The sequence below is a fragment of the Pseudomonas sp. BC42 genome, assembly GCF_021560055.1.
Lineage (GTDB): Bacteria > Pseudomonadota > Gammaproteobacteria > Pseudomonadales > Pseudomonadaceae > Aquipseudomonas.
In genome coordinates this window covers 2,629,998-2,646,622 of sequence record NZ_CP091067.1, presented here as the reverse complement: position 1 = coordinate 2,646,622, position 16,625 = coordinate 2,629,998, and the positions used below count along the sequence as shown (strand labels likewise).

At 64.0% G+C, this 16,625-nt stretch carries 11 protein-coding genes; 7 read left to right on the top strand and 4 right to left on the bottom strand.

Annotation, left to right across the window (positions count from 1 at the left end; genetic code table 11):
- Positions 1-7: 7 nt before the first annotated feature.
- The 3 genes from L1O02_RS12385 to L1O02_RS12375 all read left to right on the top strand — a co-directional run bounded on the left by L1O02_RS12385 (position 8) and on the right by L1O02_RS12375 (position 4,314).
- Complete coding sequence (locus tag L1O02_RS12385; RefSeq protein WP_235759984.1) at positions 8-1,402, top strand: amidase; 1,395 nt, start codon at positions 8-10, stop codon at positions 1,400-1,402.
- Between the two features lie 87 nt (positions 1,403-1,489).
- Positions 1,490-2,839, top strand: coding sequence for a citrate-proton symporter (locus tag L1O02_RS12380; protein WP_235759983.1), 1,350 nt, complete (start codon positions 1,490-1,492; stop codon positions 2,837-2,839).
- 116 nt (positions 2,840-2,955) lie between these two features.
- Positions 2,956-4,314 carry an OprD family outer membrane porin gene (locus L1O02_RS12375; RefSeq protein WP_235759982.1) on the top strand — a complete coding sequence of 453 codons (1,359 nt, stop codon included), beginning with the start codon at positions 2,956-2,958 and terminating at the stop codon, positions 4,312-4,314.
- Positions 4,315-4,581: 267 nt separating this feature from the next.
- Here L1O02_RS12375 and L1O02_RS12370 read toward each other — a convergent pair whose 3' ends face one another.
- Complete coding sequence (locus tag L1O02_RS12370) at positions 4,582-5,487, bottom strand: LysR family transcriptional regulator (RefSeq protein WP_060839985.1); 906 nt, start codon at positions 5,485-5,487, stop codon at positions 4,582-4,584.
- 200 nt (positions 5,488-5,687) lie between these two features.
- Between L1O02_RS12370 and L1O02_RS12365 the strand changes: the two genes are divergently transcribed.
- Together L1O02_RS12365 and L1O02_RS12360 are read left to right on the top strand one after the other, a co-directional pair.
- Entirely contained in the window at positions 5,688-6,161 is a 474-nt protein-coding gene (locus tag L1O02_RS12365) for a hypothetical protein (protein ID WP_060839986.1), read from the top strand.
- 393 nt (positions 6,162-6,554) lie between these two features.
- Positions 6,555-7,181, top strand: a complete 627-nt coding sequence (locus tag L1O02_RS12360; protein ID WP_060839987.1) for a response regulator transcription factor — start codon at positions 6,555-6,557, stop codon at positions 7,179-7,181.
- Between the two features lie 22 nt (positions 7,182-7,203).
- On the opposite strand, the gene L1O02_RS12355 is transcribed toward L1O02_RS12360, so the two are convergent.
- Both L1O02_RS12355 and L1O02_RS12350 read right to left on the bottom strand, forming a co-directional pair.
- The gene (locus L1O02_RS12355; RefSeq protein ID WP_235759981.1) at positions 7,204-8,445 is read right to left on the bottom strand and encodes an EAL domain-containing protein; all 1,242 of its coding nucleotides are present in this window, start codon (positions 8,443-8,445) and stop codon (positions 7,204-7,206) included.
- Positions 8,446-8,589: 144 nt separating this feature from the next.
- On the bottom strand, positions 8,590-9,546 hold the full coding sequence (locus L1O02_RS12350) for a fimbrial protein (protein WP_060839989.1): 957 nt from the start codon (positions 9,544-9,546) through the stop codon (positions 8,590-8,592).
- Between the two features lie 335 nt (positions 9,547-9,881).
- On the opposite strand from L1O02_RS12350, the gene L1O02_RS12345 reads away from it, so the two are divergent.
- The gene (locus L1O02_RS12345; RefSeq protein WP_060839990.1) at positions 9,882-10,505 is read left to right on the top strand and encodes a response regulator transcription factor; all 624 of its coding nucleotides are present in this window, start codon (positions 9,882-9,884) and stop codon (positions 10,503-10,505) included.
- 10 nt (positions 10,506-10,515) lie between these two features.
- The gene (locus L1O02_RS12340) at positions 10,516-14,106 is read left to right on the top strand and encodes a transporter substrate-binding domain-containing protein (RefSeq protein ID WP_235759980.1); all 3,591 of its coding nucleotides are present in this window, start codon (positions 10,516-10,518) and stop codon (positions 14,104-14,106) included.
- An 85-nt stretch (positions 14,107-14,191) separates the two neighbouring features.
- Here the strand turns inward: L1O02_RS12340 and L1O02_RS12335 are convergent, their stop codons facing one another.
- The gene (locus L1O02_RS12335; protein ID WP_235759979.1) at positions 14,192-16,609 is read right to left on the bottom strand and encodes a fimbria/pilus outer membrane usher protein; all 2,418 of its coding nucleotides are present in this window, start codon (positions 16,607-16,609) and stop codon (positions 14,192-14,194) included.
- Positions 16,610-16,625: the final 16 nt, after the last annotated feature.

Genomic DNA, 16,625 nt, shown 5'->3' with positions numbered 1-16,625 from the left:
GCGTTCGATGACTGATTTGCACGATCTATCCACCGCCCAGTTGCTGGCGCAGTTCGCCAGCCGCCAGCTCTCGCCCCTGGACTACTACGACCATCTGCTGGCCCATATCGGGCGCTGGGAGCCGCATATCCGTGCGCTCTACGCCTTCGATCCGGAGCAGGTACGCCTGCTGGCCCGGGCCTCCACCGAGCGCTGGAACAAGGGCACCCCCAACGGCCCGCTGGACGGGATTCCAGTGACGATCAAGGAACTGATCGCCACCCAAGGCACGCCGATTCCCCTGGGCAGCGCGGCCACCGCCCTGAAGCCGGCCCTGCAGGATGCGCCACCGGCCGCGCGGATGCGTGAGGCCGGGGCGATCATCCTGGCCAAGACCACGGTGCCGGATTTCGGCATGTTGTCCTCGGGGCTGTCGAGCTTCCACGGAATTACTCGCAATCCCTGGAACACTGCCTGCAATACCGGTGGCTCCAGTTCCGGCGCCGCTGCGGCCGCCGCGGCCGGTTACGGGCCGCTGCACATCGGCACCGACATCGGCGGCTCGGTGCGCCTGCCGGCCGCCTGGTGCGCTCTGGTGGGGTTCAAGCCGACCCTGGGGCGGATTCCCATCGATCCGTACTACACCGGGCGTTGCGCCGGGCCCATGACCCGCAGTGTCGAGGACACGGTGCTGCTGATGCGCTACCTGGCCAAGCCCGACGCCCGCGACGCCACCAGCCTGCCGCCCTTGACCGGCGACTGGAGCGATGAACCGGTGTCGGTCAACGGCCTGAAGATCGGCCTGATGCTGGAGCCCGGCGCCGGGCTGCAGCCGGAAGGTTTTGTCTGTGAGGCGGTGGAGCGCGCCGCGAAATGGTTCGAAAGCCACGGCGCCCAGGTCCGCACCCTGGCGCCGATCATGGACCGCACGCAACTGGACGGCCTGGACCGCTTCTGGCGCGCCCGGCAATGGGCGGAACTCTCGGCCCTGGGCGCCGAGCAGTTTGCCAAGGTGCTGCCCTATATCCGCGACTGGGCGGCGCCGGGGGCCGAGCTGTCCGGGGTCGAGGCGGTGCAGGGCTTCAACCAGACCTTCGAGATGCGCCGCCGCGCCGCCCAGGTGTTCAGCGAGTTCGACCTGGTGCTGTCGCCGACCAACCAGATCAACAGCTTTCCCGCGCAGTGGCCGTCGCCGAGCAACGACCCGCAGCAACCGTTCGAGCACATCGTCTTCACCCTGCCCTGGAACATGGGCGAACAACCGGCGCTGTCGATCAACTGCGGTTTTGCCGCCGATGGCCTGCCCATCGGCCTGCAGATGATCGCCCCGCGATTTGCCGATCAATGGCTGCTGCAAGTGGCCAAGACCTATGAGAGCTGGCGCGGAGCAATCCACAGCTGGCCGAATCCGCCGTCTCACTGACACACCGAAACTGCCACCTTCACCCCTGCCCCGGGCCTCGCCGCCCGGGGCCTGGGCAACCTATGAATAAAAATTCGAGGGGCCAGTATGCACAGCCAAGCGTCCAATCCATCCACCACACCCGAGCCCGAAACGCCCACCGCGGCAGGGGGCAAGCGCAGCGTGTTCGCGGTGATCCTCGGCAATGCCGTGGAGTTCTTCGATTTCGGGGTCTACGCCACCTTCGCGGTGATGATCGGCCACACCTTCTTTCCCTCCGACAGTGCCTTCGTCAGCCTGATGCTGTCGGTCACCGCCTTCGGCGTCGGCTTTATCGTGCGGCCCCTGGGGGCGGTGCTGATCGGTGCCTACGCCGACCGGGTCGGACGCAAGCCGGCGATGCTCCTGACCCTGGTGATGATGGCCGTGGGCACCGGCAGCATCGCCATCCTGCCCAGCTACGAGAGCATCGGCATCGCCGCGCCGATCCTGCTGGTGCTCACCCGGCTGATCCAGGGCCTGGCCTGGGGCGGCGAGGCCGGCCCCGCCACCACCTACATCCTCGAAGCCGCGCCGCCGCACAAGCGCGGCACCTACGCCTGCTGGCAGGTGGTGGCCCAGGGCGTGGCCGCCATGGCCGCCGGCACCGTGGGCTACACCCTGACCCAGGTGCTGTCCCCCGAGGACCTCAACACCTGGGGCTGGCGCGTACCGTTCGTGTTTGGCCTGCTGGTGCTGCCGATCGGCATCTACATCCGCCGCAACCTGGCGGAAACCTTCCACGGCCAGGGTGAGCAGGCCAGCACCGGCAGCCTGGTGCGCCAAGTGTTCGGCGAACATCGCCGGGCCCTGGTGCTGGGGTTGCTGATTCTCTCCGGCAGCACCATCACCCAGTACTTCATCAACTACATGACCACCTTCGCCCTCACCGAGCTCAAGCTGCCCACCAGCATCTCCATGCTCTCGACCCTGGTGGCCGGCGCGGCGATGGCGGTGTGCGCAATTGCCGGCGGCATGCTCTGCGACCGTTTCGGCCGCCGCACCATCCTCATGGCACCAAGAGTGGTGCTGTTGCTGGTGCTGTTCCCGGCCTTGCAACTGATGACCGAACACCCCAGCCCGGCCACCTTCCTGCTGACCCTGGCGGTGCTCTCCGGCCTGCACGGCATGAGCGGCGCGGCGCTGATCGTGCTGCTGGTGGAGAGCTTTCCCAAGGCGGTGCGCTCCACCGGTTTCTCCATCGTCTACGCCTTTGGCGTGGCGGCGTTTGGCGGCACCGCGCAGATCATCATCACCTGGCTGATCGGCACCACCGGCAACCCGATGTCGCCGGTGGGCTACCTGTTGGTGGCCAACCTGGTGTGCCTGACCGCGGCCTGGTTCGCCAAGGAAACCCGCCCGCAGACACCCGGGCGCAGCCACCCCGGCCAACGGCTCGCAGAAGCCCGCGCCCGCTGAGCATTCGCCTCACGGCCCGACACCCTTTTACGGCACCGCGTTTTTCTCTACCCTGCCGGCCGCGCATGACCGCGGTCGGGCGGAGGACCGACGCCTTTGATTTGTGGGGAAGCACCATGCAACAGCCTGTACTGTTCACCCTGGCACTGGCGGCCAGTAGCGCCGTCATCGCCCAGGACAGCCCGCGCCCGAGCCAGCAGGACCAGGCGCCGGGGTTCATCCAGGGCAGCCACCTGGACCTCAACCTGCGTCACTACTATTCCAACCAGCACACCCAGCACGACACTTACCTGAGCATCAAGAAGCCCGACGGCATCGAACGCACCCGGGTCAGGGAAACCTGGGTACAGACCGGCATGCTCAAGTACAGCTCAGGCTACACCCAGGGCCTGATCGGCCTGGGCGTGGATGCCGCGCTGTTCAGCGCGGTGAACCTGGAGCGCGGTCATGGCCGGGTGGCCAACGGCGGCGACCGGGTGCTGGTGGACAGCGACGGCGACGCCCTGCCCACCTGGAGCCGCCTGGGCATCGGCGACGTGCGCTTGCGCCTGTCCAACACCGAGCTCAAGGCCGGGCGCCTGATGACCGACAACCCGGTGCTGCGTTTCAAGGACAACCGCGCCCTGCCCTCAAGCTTTCAAGGCGTGGGCCTGTACAGCAACGAAACCGACTGGCTGGCGCTGCAGGCCGGCAGCTTCGACCGGGCCATCCCGCGCACCGGCACCGGCAGCGAGCGCCTGACCACCACCTTCGGCAACCGCGCCTACAGCGGTGAGCGCATCAGCTACCTGGGGGCCACCGTGAAACCCGGCCTGGGCCTGGAAGGCAGCCTCTACGCCTCGCGCTTCGAGAACATGTGGGACCAGTACTACCTGGGCCTGACCCACCGTACCGGGGACAAAAGCCAGCTGGCGCTGAAGACCGCGTTCAACTACTACCACACCCAAGACCAGGGCCAGCAGCGCCTGGGCTACATCGACAACGACGCCCTGAGCCTGGCCATCACCGGCAGCCATCAGGCCCATAGCCTGACCCTGGCCTGGCAGCAGGTGTTCGGCAACGAGTACTTCGACTATGTCTGGGAGTCCACCGGCAACTACATGGCCAACTCCCTGTACTCGGACTACAACGGCCCCAATGAAAAGTCCTGGCAGCTGCGCTACGACCTGGATTTTGCCGCCTACGGCGTGCCCGGGCTGAGCGCCAGCCTGTGGCACGCCAAGGGCTGGGACATCGATGGCACGCACTACGACGGCGATCGCAACGGCCGCAACCGCGGCTACAACGTGCGCGGCCTGGACGGCGCCAAGCACGACGAAAACGGCCTGATGCTGGCGTATGTGGTGCAATCCGGGCGGCTCAAGGATGCAGTGCTGCGCACCATCGTCTACAACCACCGCGCCAGCGGCGGGCAGATCGACGGCAGCTATGACGAGTTCCGCCTGGTGGGCAACTTTCCGTTCAAGTTGTTCTGAGAAATGGGGCGGTGCGATGGCGGGTGATCGCCAGGCAAGGTCCTGCGGACCTTGTCGCAGCCTCGCCACAGGCTCGGCAGCGGCTACAGCCACATCTGAACGATTGTGTAGCCGCTGCCGCAGGCTGCGTACGGCTGCGCAGCAGACGCAACGATTTCAAATCCACCCGGTGGTGGTCGGCGGGTGATCGCCAGGCAAGGCCCTGCGGACCTTGTCGCAGCCTCGCCACAGGCTCGGCAGCGGCTACAGGGTCATGTATGCAGGGACTCAATCGACCAGGGCGTAGCGCTGCATCGCCCGGGCAAGCATGTCCTGGCATTTCAGGGTGGCCACCGACAGGGGCCGGTTGCGCACCACGCACAGGTCGACGCGGATCCGCTCCAGGGACTCGTCGTCGATCGGCACCGCCACCAGTCCATCCCCCAGGTCCCGGGCCTCGGCATCCACCTGGGGCAGGATCAGCACCGCCGCGCGCTGGCGGGCCAGGCTTTTCTGCACCTCCAGGGAACTGGTGGTGAACACCGGCAGAATGCTCACCCCGCGCTTCTTCGCCGCCCCTTCCAGGGCCTGGCGCACGCCGTAGGCCGAATCGGGAATCGCCAGGGGCTGGCCCTGCAGGTCCGCCAGGCGAATGCTCGGGCACTGGGCAAACGGGTGCTCGGCGCTGACCAGCACCCGGTGCCACAACTGGCAATGGGCGGTCACGTCCACCTCGGCCCGCTCCGGCAGGTAGAAGGCCAGCCCCAGGTCGGCCTCGCCACTGCACAGGGCATCCAGGGTGGCGCCGGCACTGGCGATGACGATATTGAAGGTGACTTTCGGATGGGCCCGGTTGAACGCCGCAAGCACCGGCGCCAGCACGCTGGAAACGATACTTTCCGACACATGGATGCTGACGTTACCCGCCACCTGGCTCTGGCGACTGGCGATCACATCGCGCACCTGATCGAAGCCGCGCAAGGTCGAGCTGACCTGCTCGGCCAGGCACTCGCCTTCCACCGTCAGGCGGATGCCCCGCGGGCCGCGCTCGATCAGCGCAGTGCCGAAGAAGTGCTCCAGCTGCTCGATCTGCCGGCTCACGGCGGTAGGCGTCACGTACAGACGCTCGGCCGCCTGACGCAGGGAGGCACACCGGGCCACCTCGTGGAAGTAACGCAACGCTCGTAACTGCATGGCCACAGGCCCCCTCGCTGAACGGATCCAGCAGGCACGCAATTACTGCGCCAGCCCTTGGCCAATCGCTCCTGACTCCGCGGATGTCACACAAAAGATTGATCTGCACGGTGCCCCTGCCTAACCTGCTAGAGCGCCGACGCCTCCTTCGGCAAGCACCATTCCCCGCGCCCTGGCCGGCCCGTTTGCAAGGAATTTCCATGAACACTCTGCCCCGCACCGCATCCCTAGCCTCACTCCTCGCCGCTCTGGCGCTGCTCGGCGCCTGCTCCAGCGTGACCCGGGAAATCAGGCAGGAACCCACCATCACCTCCGCCGGGATCCTGGCCTTTCGCGATATCTGCCTGAAATCCGCGCCGTCCTTCGCCGGTGCCGAAACCGCCGCCCGGGCCCATGGCATTCTTGAACTCACCGATGCCGGCTTCGCCAAGATGGGCATGAACGAGGACCAGACCCTGGGGGTCCAGGTCCAGGCCGGCAAGGAATGCGCAATCACCACCCCGAGCCAGAACGACAGCTCGCTGACCCAGCAGTTTCTGAGCATGGCCGGCAAGTTCTCCAGCACCCCGCTGGCGCAGAGCGTGCCGACCAAGATCACCCTCGACGGGCAGACCTTCATCCTCATGCACGATCGCCGTGGCGGTGAGGCCTATGTGCTGCTGAAGGCGCCGTAACCCGTTGCCAGCCCTCGCAGACAGACCTCCGATCTGACGCCGGCCACCTGCCCTCGGTCCTTGAGCGGCAGGTGCAACAGCGCAAACTTCCCACTTGAGAACGACCCTCAAGGACAGCGCGAAGGCCCCGGCAAGAAGCTTCTTGGAAAGCGACAAGGCGTTTCTTGCACGAATCCATTGCCCGTTTTTCTGAACTAACATGCTGGCGCCGCTGGCAACGCCTTCGCGCCCCCGGGCCCATGCCGGCGCTCCTCGGCCAGGCAAACAATCCTTGATCCCCTGCAACGGGTCATCAGGCCCAGGCCCCCCCACAACAAAGACAGTGACCGTCGAGTGACCCATTTTTCGCCAAGAAAACCACCTGCTCTCCCTTGCGTGTCTTCCGAGGGCCTCATGAAGAACAAACGTGTACTGATCGTCGACGACCACCCGATCATCTGCGCCGCCGTCACCGAGCTGCTTGAAGAACATGGCTACAAGCCGATCGGCGAATCCTCCGACGGCTTCGACGCGCTGGAGAAGATTCACCAGCTGCGCCCGGACTACATGCTGCTGGACATCAGCCTGGACAACCTGGACGGGCTCTCGGTGCTGCAACGCATTGCCATGGATCACCTGGAGGTCAAGACCCTGGTGTTCACCGCCAATCGCGCCAGCACCTACGGCGTGCGCTGCATGCAGGCCGGGGCCATGGGGTTCATCAGCAAGAGCGCCGGCCTGCAGGAACTGGTCAAGGGCCTGAATGCCCTGGCCGACGGCTATCTGTATTTCCCCAAGGAAGTCCTGGAGATGTACCGGGGAATCGGCCACGCCGCCAATGACGCACTGAACAACCTGACCAACAAGGAACTGGTGATCCTGCAATTGCTGGCCAGCGGCTACAGCAACCTGGAAATCGCCAGCAAGCTCAACCTGAGCAACAAGACCATCAGCGGGCACAAGATCAATGTGCTGAAGAAACTCGGGGTGCGCACCACCATCGAACTGGCCACCATCGCCAAGGAGATGGACCTGCTGTGAGCGGTGCCGGCCCGCAGTGGCACTAGCCCTGACGGATCAGCCGCAGCGGCGGGCTGTCCGTGGCCAGCAGCCGGGCCAGCGCCGCCCCCTTCATCGGCCTGTGGAACAGATAACCCTGAGCCGCATCGATTCCCAGGCGCTGCAGATGCCGGCGCTGCTTCTCGGTTTCGATGCCCTCGGCCACCAACTCCAGGTCGAGCGAACGGGCCAGCCCCACCAGGGCCTCGATGATCCGGGTTTCCTTGTGCCCCAGGGCACTGGCGACAAAGCCCGAGTCGAGCTTGATCTGGCCGAAGGGAATGTCCGCCAGACGCATGATCGACGAATGCCCGGTGCCAAAGTCGTCGAGGGACAGGCGTACCCCGCTGTTGAGCAGAACGCTGATATTCTCGATGCTCTGCATGTCCAGGGTCAGGGCCTGGCGCTCGGTGATCTCCAGGGTGACCTGAGTCTTGGGCACCCCGGCGGCGTCGATCTGCTGCAACACCCGGGCGGCAAACTCGGGGTCGGTCAATTGACTGGCCTCGATGTTGTAGGAAAACACCAGCGCCTCGCCGCCCGGCGTGCCTTGCAATTGCCGTTGCACCTGCAGCCCCTGGTGCACCAGGCACTCGAACAACTGGCGATGCCGCGACGGACTGTCGAACAGGTCGAGGAAGAATTGCGGCCCCAGCACGCCCTTGTCGGGATGCTGCCAGCGGGCCAGGACCTCGACACCGGTGATGCGTCGGGTGCGCAGGCACACCTGAGGCTGGAAGTAGGGAATGAACTGCCGCGCGGCCAGGGCTTGAAACACATCCCGTTGCGCCACCCAGTCGTTGCTGGCGGGGGGGCGTTTCGGCGCGACCAGGGTGCTGCTGCGGGTGTGCTTGTGCACCGCGCGCTTGACGGTCAGGGCCTTGAGCAGCAAGCCGCTGATCTGCGTGGTGTCCAGGTCGCTGTAGCTGCCGGCGCAGTACTTGCCCGAATGTGCGCGGAAATTCGCCAGCCCCCAGCGGATGGGCGCATCCAGGGCCTCGCATTCGATCATCGAGAAAAAGCCATAGTGCTCGCAGAGCCGGCGCAGGTAGTAGATGGCCGTCAGCGACTGCAGGGAATCGCAGATCACCAGGTCCAGTTCATCCAACTCGGGCGGGAACTGCGCCCATTGGCTTTCCTGACCGATCACCTGAACCCGGGCAACCCCGGAGGCTGTGAGTATTCTTGAAAGGCGTCGAACCCGAAAAGCGTTCGAACACAACAGCAGTACGCTCAACGTCGACATCAAGACAGCTCCGGAAAAAATCATCCTATCCAAAACAGCTTCGCTTGAACTCAGGACGCTTCCTGAATCGGAGCAAGAGCTTTCCGAGTTCATGCCCTTGCCGGCCCCACCGCCCCCAGGGGCGGGTGTGACCAGTCGCTGCGGTTACTTGTAGGTCAGGGTAAAGGCCGCCCGGGCATTGGCCTTGCCCGGCTCGGGGCCTGCCGCCGAATCGGAGGTCTGGATGTAGCGGGCCTTGAGTTCGATGTTCATTTGGCTGCCGCTGAGACGGGCCATCGATACCTCCTGCCCCAGGGGCAAGGGGGTGACGCCATCCTTGCGCAGGACCTGCACCGCCACGCCCTTGGCGGTGGAGTCCGACGTCAGGCCGAGAATGCCCCGATGGGCGTCGAGGATCGCCGAGCCCTGGACGCCCTCCAGGCGCAGGTGGGCGTTGGCGTTCTGATAGTAGTTCCAGCCCTGATCCGTCGGGTAGGTGCCCGCCGTACAGTTGGTCAGGGGAATGACCACATCCTTGCTGTCCATGTGGCTGTCCTTGCCGTTGAACTGGCGACGCATGACCTCGCCCATGGGCACTTCGATGACGGTGTTGGCCGATTCCAGAGAACACTCGGAACGCACCACGGTCCCCATCAGAAACACGCTGTGAAAACGTCGTTTGCCAGACCAGAAACCCAGTGCCGAGCTACTGCTTTTGATGGCCGAAGTGCCCATGGGAATCTCGTTGCTGATCTTGACCAGCGTAAACGTGGTAATCACCGGATCGACAATAGTCAACGGCTGGGTGTTGCTCAGCTTGAAGGGCACATAAGGACTCACTCCGCTGACGGCACTCCACTTGCTCATTGAACGTCCCGGCGCCGTCATCACCAAGCCCACGCCAGGCACATTAGTCTTGGAGATCATTGCATTGCTCATCTCCAGCCCAGTAATCGGCGGCAGAGTGATGCCCTTCACCTTTGGCCATCCATTGATCCTGACTTCCCACAAATCGCCGACATTGCAGACGATATCGCTGGAGTGCTGATAGGAATAACGGACATTGGCCGTGCCGATCACCGAACCGATGGGCGCATCACGGGGCACATACTGAGTGCCCATGTCGAAGTCCAGATAATTTTCAGTATCACCACCGGTGCAATCGGCCCAGGCGCCGCCACTTATGCAACAAAGCAAAAACAATAATCGACCGTGCATTAACTGCCTCTGATGCTCTTTTCCAGCACAACTAAAAGAGTCAACAGGCTAACAAAAGCACCCGCCAAAAAACCCAAGAAGCTTCTTGTAGAAAACCAAGAACATCCTTAAAAGTCCGTCAGCGCACTGCTCTTTAGAACCGTCCAAGAGGGTGCGCAGGTATAATTCGGATGTTAAACCGGAGCTTTATCGTATACCGCTATAAACACTCTCCAAGTAAGAATCAGAATGAGGAAACCATGACGAGAACCGTACTGATCGTGGATGATCACCCGATTATCTGCGGGGCGATCAGAGTCACGCTGGAGCAACATGGCTATCAGGTCGTTGCCGAATCCACCGATGGCCTGGACGCCCTCGCCAAGATCCGCAGCCTGGCCCCGGAGTACCTGCTGCTGGATATCGGCCTCGATAGCCTGGACGGGCTGTCGGTGCTGCAACGCATCCACTCGGAAAACCTCAAGATCAAGACCCTGGTCTTCACCTCGCAATTGGCCAGCACTTATGCGGCCCGCTGCATGCAAGCCGGAGCCCTGGGCTTCATCAACAAGAGCGCCAACATGGATGAACTGGTGAAGGGGCTCAACACCATCAATGACGGTTATCTTTACTTCCCCAAGGAAGTACTAGCCCATTACATGGAACACGGGCAGAACAACGAGTCGGCTTCGCAGAGACTCACCAATAAGGAAATCATCGTTTTGCAACTACTGGTCCAGGGACTGAGTAATGTGGCCATCGGTGAACGCCTGCACTTGAGCAACAAGACGGTCAGCGGACACAAGATCAACATTCTTCGCAAGTTGGGGGTACGCACTACCATAGAGCTGGCCAGCATAGCCAAAGAAATGAATCTGCTTTGACCTGCGCCCTATGAATTCCATCTACCTGACGCTACTCCTGACTCTGTTCACGGCCCTGCTGCCCGCCGTTGTCCAAGGTGCCGACCCCTTCCAGTTATCGTCACGGGGACAAGCCCTGCAGTTCTCCGCCCAGGTCACCGAGCAAGACCGGGCCTGGCTCAACCAGCGCAAGCCGGTCAGAATCGGCGTGACCTACCCCGACTACCCGCCGCTGACCATCTTCACCGAGAAAAAACAGCTGGAAGGCATCCTTGCGGAAAACCTGCTGGCGCTGCAGAAAGTCCTCAACATCCGCTTCGAGATCAGCAGCTATCCGGACCGCATGAGCGCCTTCAAGGCACTGCAAGCGGGAGAAATCGATCTGGTGGATGCCGCCACCCAACCGGAGGCGGAAAAGTACGGCGTACAAATCTCCTCGCCCTACGCCTATACCCAGATCGCCCTGTATTCCACCACCGGCAGCCTGCTTGACGTGGACCTGCGCGACCCTGCGGCACAGATTTCCTCCACCCCCGACGGCTTCATCGACGAGAACACCTTCAAGATCTTCCGCAGCGCCACCATCAAGAACTACCAGTCGCCCTATGAAGCCATCGCCGCCGTGCTCAAGGGGCAGGCCCAGGCCTACCTGGGCGACACCGTCAGCACCAACTACCTGCTGAACCAGAGCTTCAACAATCAGCTGGTGACCAACATCAGCGTCAACGGCCTGGAGGCCTACATCGGCTTTGCCTACACCGGGCAAAACCGGCGCCTGGTCTCGATCCTCAACCAGCAGCTGCAGTCGCGCAGCCGCTGCCAGATCATCCGGATGGTCAACTGGTGGGTGGTGACCCTCAAGTGCAGCGATGACGAATTCGTCAGCGTGCTCAACAACGAGGAAAAGCAGCTGCTGCAGAGCAAGAGGCCCTTCCGGATCGCCGTCAGCGAAGACCTCGCGCCCTACGCGCTGTTCGACAACAGCGGCCAGTTCGGCGGCACCATGTCCGACATTCTGGAACTGGTGCGCCTGAACTCCGGACTGCGCTTCGAGATCGTCCGCACCCGCTCGGTGCACAAGGCCATGGAACTGCTCGACAAGGGCGAAGTGGACCTGGGAATCATGTCGGAAACCGACTCGCGGGATCGCAAGTACCTGTTTACCCGCCCGGTCATCACCACGCCCTATACCCTGATCACCCGAAACAACGGCCCCGAGGAATTCAACCTCAAGGACAGTCCCGAGCAGAGCATCGCCCTGCCCACCTCCGACGCCCTGCTGGAACACATCCGCCAGAACTACCCGCACCTGAAGATCCACACCACCGACAACGTCGCCGACTCCCTGAACCGGGTACGCGACGGCGGCAGCGACTTCACCCTGACCTCCACCAACCAGGCCCGCTACTACCTGTCCTACAAATACGAGGACGCGCTGAAAGTCTCGGGCCTGCTCAAGGGCGTCAACGCACGGATCGGCCTCGCCAGCCAGCCGCAGAACAAGGTGCTGATCTCCATCATCGAAAAGGCCCTGCTGCGCATTTCCCCGAGCGAGACCGCGGCCATTTCCGGACGCTGGCGGGCCAACGCCGCCACCGACAACAAGTACTGGGAACAGGTGACCCTGCGGGTCTATCAGGTGCTCAGCGTCTCCTTCGTCCTGCTTCTGGCCACCTGCATCTGGATCCTTTACCTGCGCAAGCTGATCTTCAAGAAATCCATCGTGCGCAAGCAATTGCAGGAGCGCCTGAGCCTGATCCAGAACATCGTCGACAGCATTCCCCACCCGATCTACGTGCGTGACCGTGACGGCGAGCTGTTGCTGTTCAACACCCCCTACGCCCAGACCTTCGCCCCTGGCGCCACCTCCAGCACCAACAGCAAGGTCCTCGACGCGCTGCTCAGCCGCACCGTGGTCAATCAATGGCAGCACGACTATGAGCAGGTGGTGCGATCGGGCAGCGCGATTGCCCGGGACCAGACCCTGCACCTGGGCGGCCAGAGCCTGGATATCTACCACTGGATCCAGCCGCTGCGCGACGATCAGCAGCAGGTGTTCGGCGTGGTCTGCGGCTGGCTGGATATCGGCGATCGCCTGCGCATCCTCGAAGAACTGCGCCAGGCCAAGGAGGCCGCCGACCGGGCCAACAGCGCCAAGTCGACCTTCCTGGCCACCATGAGCCACGAAATCAGGACCCCGATGAATGCCATCATCGGCATGCTGGAGCTGGTACTGACCCGCAAGGCGCCCCAGGGCAAGAACCTCGAATCGCTGCAATTGGCCCACGAGGCGGCCGTCAGCCTGCTGGAGCTGCTGGGGGGCATCCTGGATATCTCCAGCATCGAATCCGGGCAGACCCGCCTGCACCTGGAAACCTGCACCCTGCGGCAGATAGTGACCTCGATCCGCGGGATCTTCGACAGCCTGGCGACCCGCAAGGGCTTGTCGATCATCACCCACTTCGATGCCTGCGCCGACCTGCCATTGCGCCTGGACCGGCTGAAGATCAAGCAGATCCTCTCCAACCTGATGAGCAACGCGATCAAGTTCACCGACAGTGGCGACATCACCCTGCGGGTCCAGGGCGTGGCGCTGGGCGAACAGCGCTTCGCCTTCTCCATCAGCGTGCAGGACACCGGCCCGGGCATCGATCCGGCCGACATGGCCAGCCTGTTCACGCCCTTCTCCCGGGTCACCGTCAACCGCAACAGTGGCGCCGGCATCGGCCTGTGTATCTGCCAGTCGCTGAGCCGGATCATCGATGGCGACCTGCTGGTGGACAGCACCCCGGGCAAGGGCACCACCATGACCCTGACCGCCTGCGCCGAAGAAGCCCCCCCCAGCGACACCCCACTGGCGCTGCCCAAGAGCGAACCGGCGGCGCCCATCCAGCGGCGCCTGAAGATCCTCATCGTCGAGGACCACCTGCCGAGCCTGACCCTGCTCAAGGAGCAGATCGAACTGCTCGGCCACCTGCCGATCCTGGCCCACGATGGGCTTGAGGCGCTGTTCATCTGGGAGGACAACGAGGTCGACCTGATCATCACCGACTGCAACATGCCGGAGCTGGACGGCATCGGCCTGACCGAAGAGATCCGCCGCCTGGAACAGCAGATGCGCATGCCCCCCTGCACCATCATCGGCACCACCGCCAGCGCCCGGGGCGAGGACATGCAGGCCGGCCTCGCCGCCGGCATGGATGCCTGCCTGCTCAAGCCCTTGAGCGTGTCGATGCTGGCCCGCTACGTGCCGCTGTTCAGCGAGAGCAGGACGCCGCAGGAAGTGGAAGACGGCAGCTCGGCGCTGTTGCTGTTCAACCTGCCGGAGGACAAGCGCCGCAGCCTGCTGGGCCACCTGATCGTCTGCAATCAGCAGGACCTTCAGGCCCTGGAGGAGGCCATGGCCCGCCTCGACTTCAAGACCCTGGCCAGCCAGGCCCACAAGCTGAAAAGCTCGGCGCAGATGATGCAGTCCGACGCCCTGCTGCGCTTGTGTGAAACCCTGGAGCAAGCCCTGGCGGACAACGCCGCCGTCGACACCCTGGCCCATCTGTGCCAGGAGGTCAGGACCCTGATGGAACAGCTCAACAGCACCCTGGCCACTTCCGCCCAGCCGCATTGACCCTGGGCGCACCAAGCCCGGGTGCAGAGTCAAAAAAGCCCGCAAGCCGAAGCTTGCGGGCCGGGTCTGACGCCAGGACCGGGCGCTAGTGGCCCAAGGGCGCGCAACGCAGGTTCGCCAGCTTGAAGCCTTCCTGTTCCCGGGTCTGTTGCAGGTCCAGGGTGAAGGCACATTGCTGACTGGCGGCGGTCCCCCAGACCAGGCGGAAGTCGCGACTCTCGCCCACCGCCAGCAACACCTGACCCATGGGTCCCACGGCATTGACCTTATGCCCGGCGGCATCCAGCACCGCCGCGCCGAACGGCACCACCGCGCCCCCGGGCAGGGTCACGCTGGCCAGCACCTTCTCGGTGTGCCGGGCCTTGAAGCGCGCCAGCACCACCGCACCGCGCCGCGGAGTCACGGTGCTCACGCCGCTGTCGATGTCGGTGTTGGCGTCCAGCTTGCTGGTGTCCAGGCTGATGCGGTTGCGCCGGTACGGCTGCACATAGGGCACCAGGCTGTAGCCCTTGGCATCGGTAAAGGTGCCCGGCGCATTGTTGACCCCCACATTGGGGGTGTCCTTGACCTCCACCAGGGCCATGGTTTCGCCCAGGCTCTGGCCCAGTTGCACACCACCGGGGTGGGCCAGTACCGAGCCGGAGATGCCGACGTTGGCAGTCTTGTAGGCGCTGCTGCTGCTCAGGCCGGCATTGAGGTTGGCCCAGGGCGCGCGATAGCCGACGGAGGCCGAGCCGGTGTTGGCCGAATGCTCGCTGCGCAGCATGTCCAGGTTGTAGCTGAGGTTGTGGTAGTCCCCCGCCAGGCCGCTCAGGCCCAGGCGCTGGTCGTGGCTGCCGTCGGCATTGCGCTCCAGGCTGACGCTGGCGTTCTGCCGACCCAGCGGGAAGCTCAGAGTCAGGCCCACCTGCACGCCCTGGTCATCGCTGTCGCTCAGGCTCTTGCTGGCGTACAGCGACAGGTTGACCCGCTGCACCTGGCCGCTGACCCCGAACTGCACCTGACGTTGCTGCCGGGACGAGTTCCAGTAGTCCTGTTGCGACAGGTTCAGGTACAGCGAGGTGCTGTCGGCAAAGGCCTGGGAAAGGTTGGCCTCCAGTCGACTGCGCCGGCTGACCCGCCGATAGCGGCCGTCCGCATCGTGATCGCTGTCCCAGGTGCTCTGGCTCACGGCCTCGCTGAAGTCCCGGTAGCCGGGGGTCGAATAGCGATAGCCGGCAAAGCGCAGGTTGGTGCCGGTGGCGAACGCCTTGCCGTAGCGCAGGCCATAACTCTGTCCACTGAGCGACCCCAGCGGGGTGTCGGTCATGGCCTGGGTCACGTCCAGGGACAAAGCGCCGAAGGTGCCCAGGCCCTTGCCCACACCCACTTGATAGGCGCGATAGCCCTCCCCCAGCAACCCGCCCAGGGACAGGGTGTAGTCCCGCGGCATGCCATAGGCCAGGGATGCCTGGGTGAAGGTCGGCTGCTCTACCTGCGAGCTCGGCTCATGGTACTGGCCGGCGCTGAGGCTGTAGCGCCAGGTGCCGTCGCGCAGCAGGTTGCCCAGGGTCGCGTAAGGCTGGATGAAACGCCGCTCGCTGCCATCGGCCTCGGTGATGATCACCTCCAGGTCACCACTGCCGGACGCGGCGTTGAGGTCGCGGATCTCGAAAGGCCCCGGGGAGACGAAGGTGCTGTACAGCGAATAGCCGTGCTGACGCACCTCGACCCGGGCCTGGCTCTGGGCCACGCCATGGATCACCGGCGCATAGCCCTGCAGCGAGTCGGGCAGCATCTGCGTGTCGCTGGCCAGTTGCACGCCACGAAACGGCACACTCTGGAAGGTGTCTCCCGGGGTCACGCTTTCACCCAGGGTCAGGCTGCCCAGGGTCCCCGGCAGGTCGCGTTGCACATAGCTGGCGGCACGCTCCCAGGTGCCGTCCTTGCGATAGGACGAACTGGAGCGCAGGCGCCAGTCGCCGAGGTTGAGACCGCCATTGAGGTAGAGGTAATAGTTGGCCGCGTTGCGCTGCGGGTTCCTGCTCTGGGATCCGGAGAACTGATAGTTGAGAAAGCCGGCATTGACCCCGCTGTCCCACTCTTCGGACGCCACATAGCCCCGAGCATCGCGGTTCATGGCTATCTGCGGCACGCTGATGTCCAGCCGGAGCTGGCGGCTGTCGAAATTCACGCTCGCGCCTTGCACCAGCCCGGGCAAGTCCAGGCATTGCTCATCGATGCCGGGGGCCTGCAAGGGAGGCAGCTTGACTCCCATTTCCGTCAGCAGTGCCTGCGGCAGGCAGGCCTTGAGGCCCTTGTCGCCGGGGACAAAGCTGAGGTCGCGCTGGGCAAAATAATCACGGTTGAGACTGATCTCCACCAGGTAGCGGCCCGGACCCACGTCCTGCTCATGGAGCATGGCTTCGAGATCGCTTTTCAGCGCACCGCTGCCGCCAAAATCCGCCACGAATCCGCTATCGAACTCTGCGGCGACACCTGCGCTGTTCTTGAGGGCGGCCAACAATAGCGATCCGGCC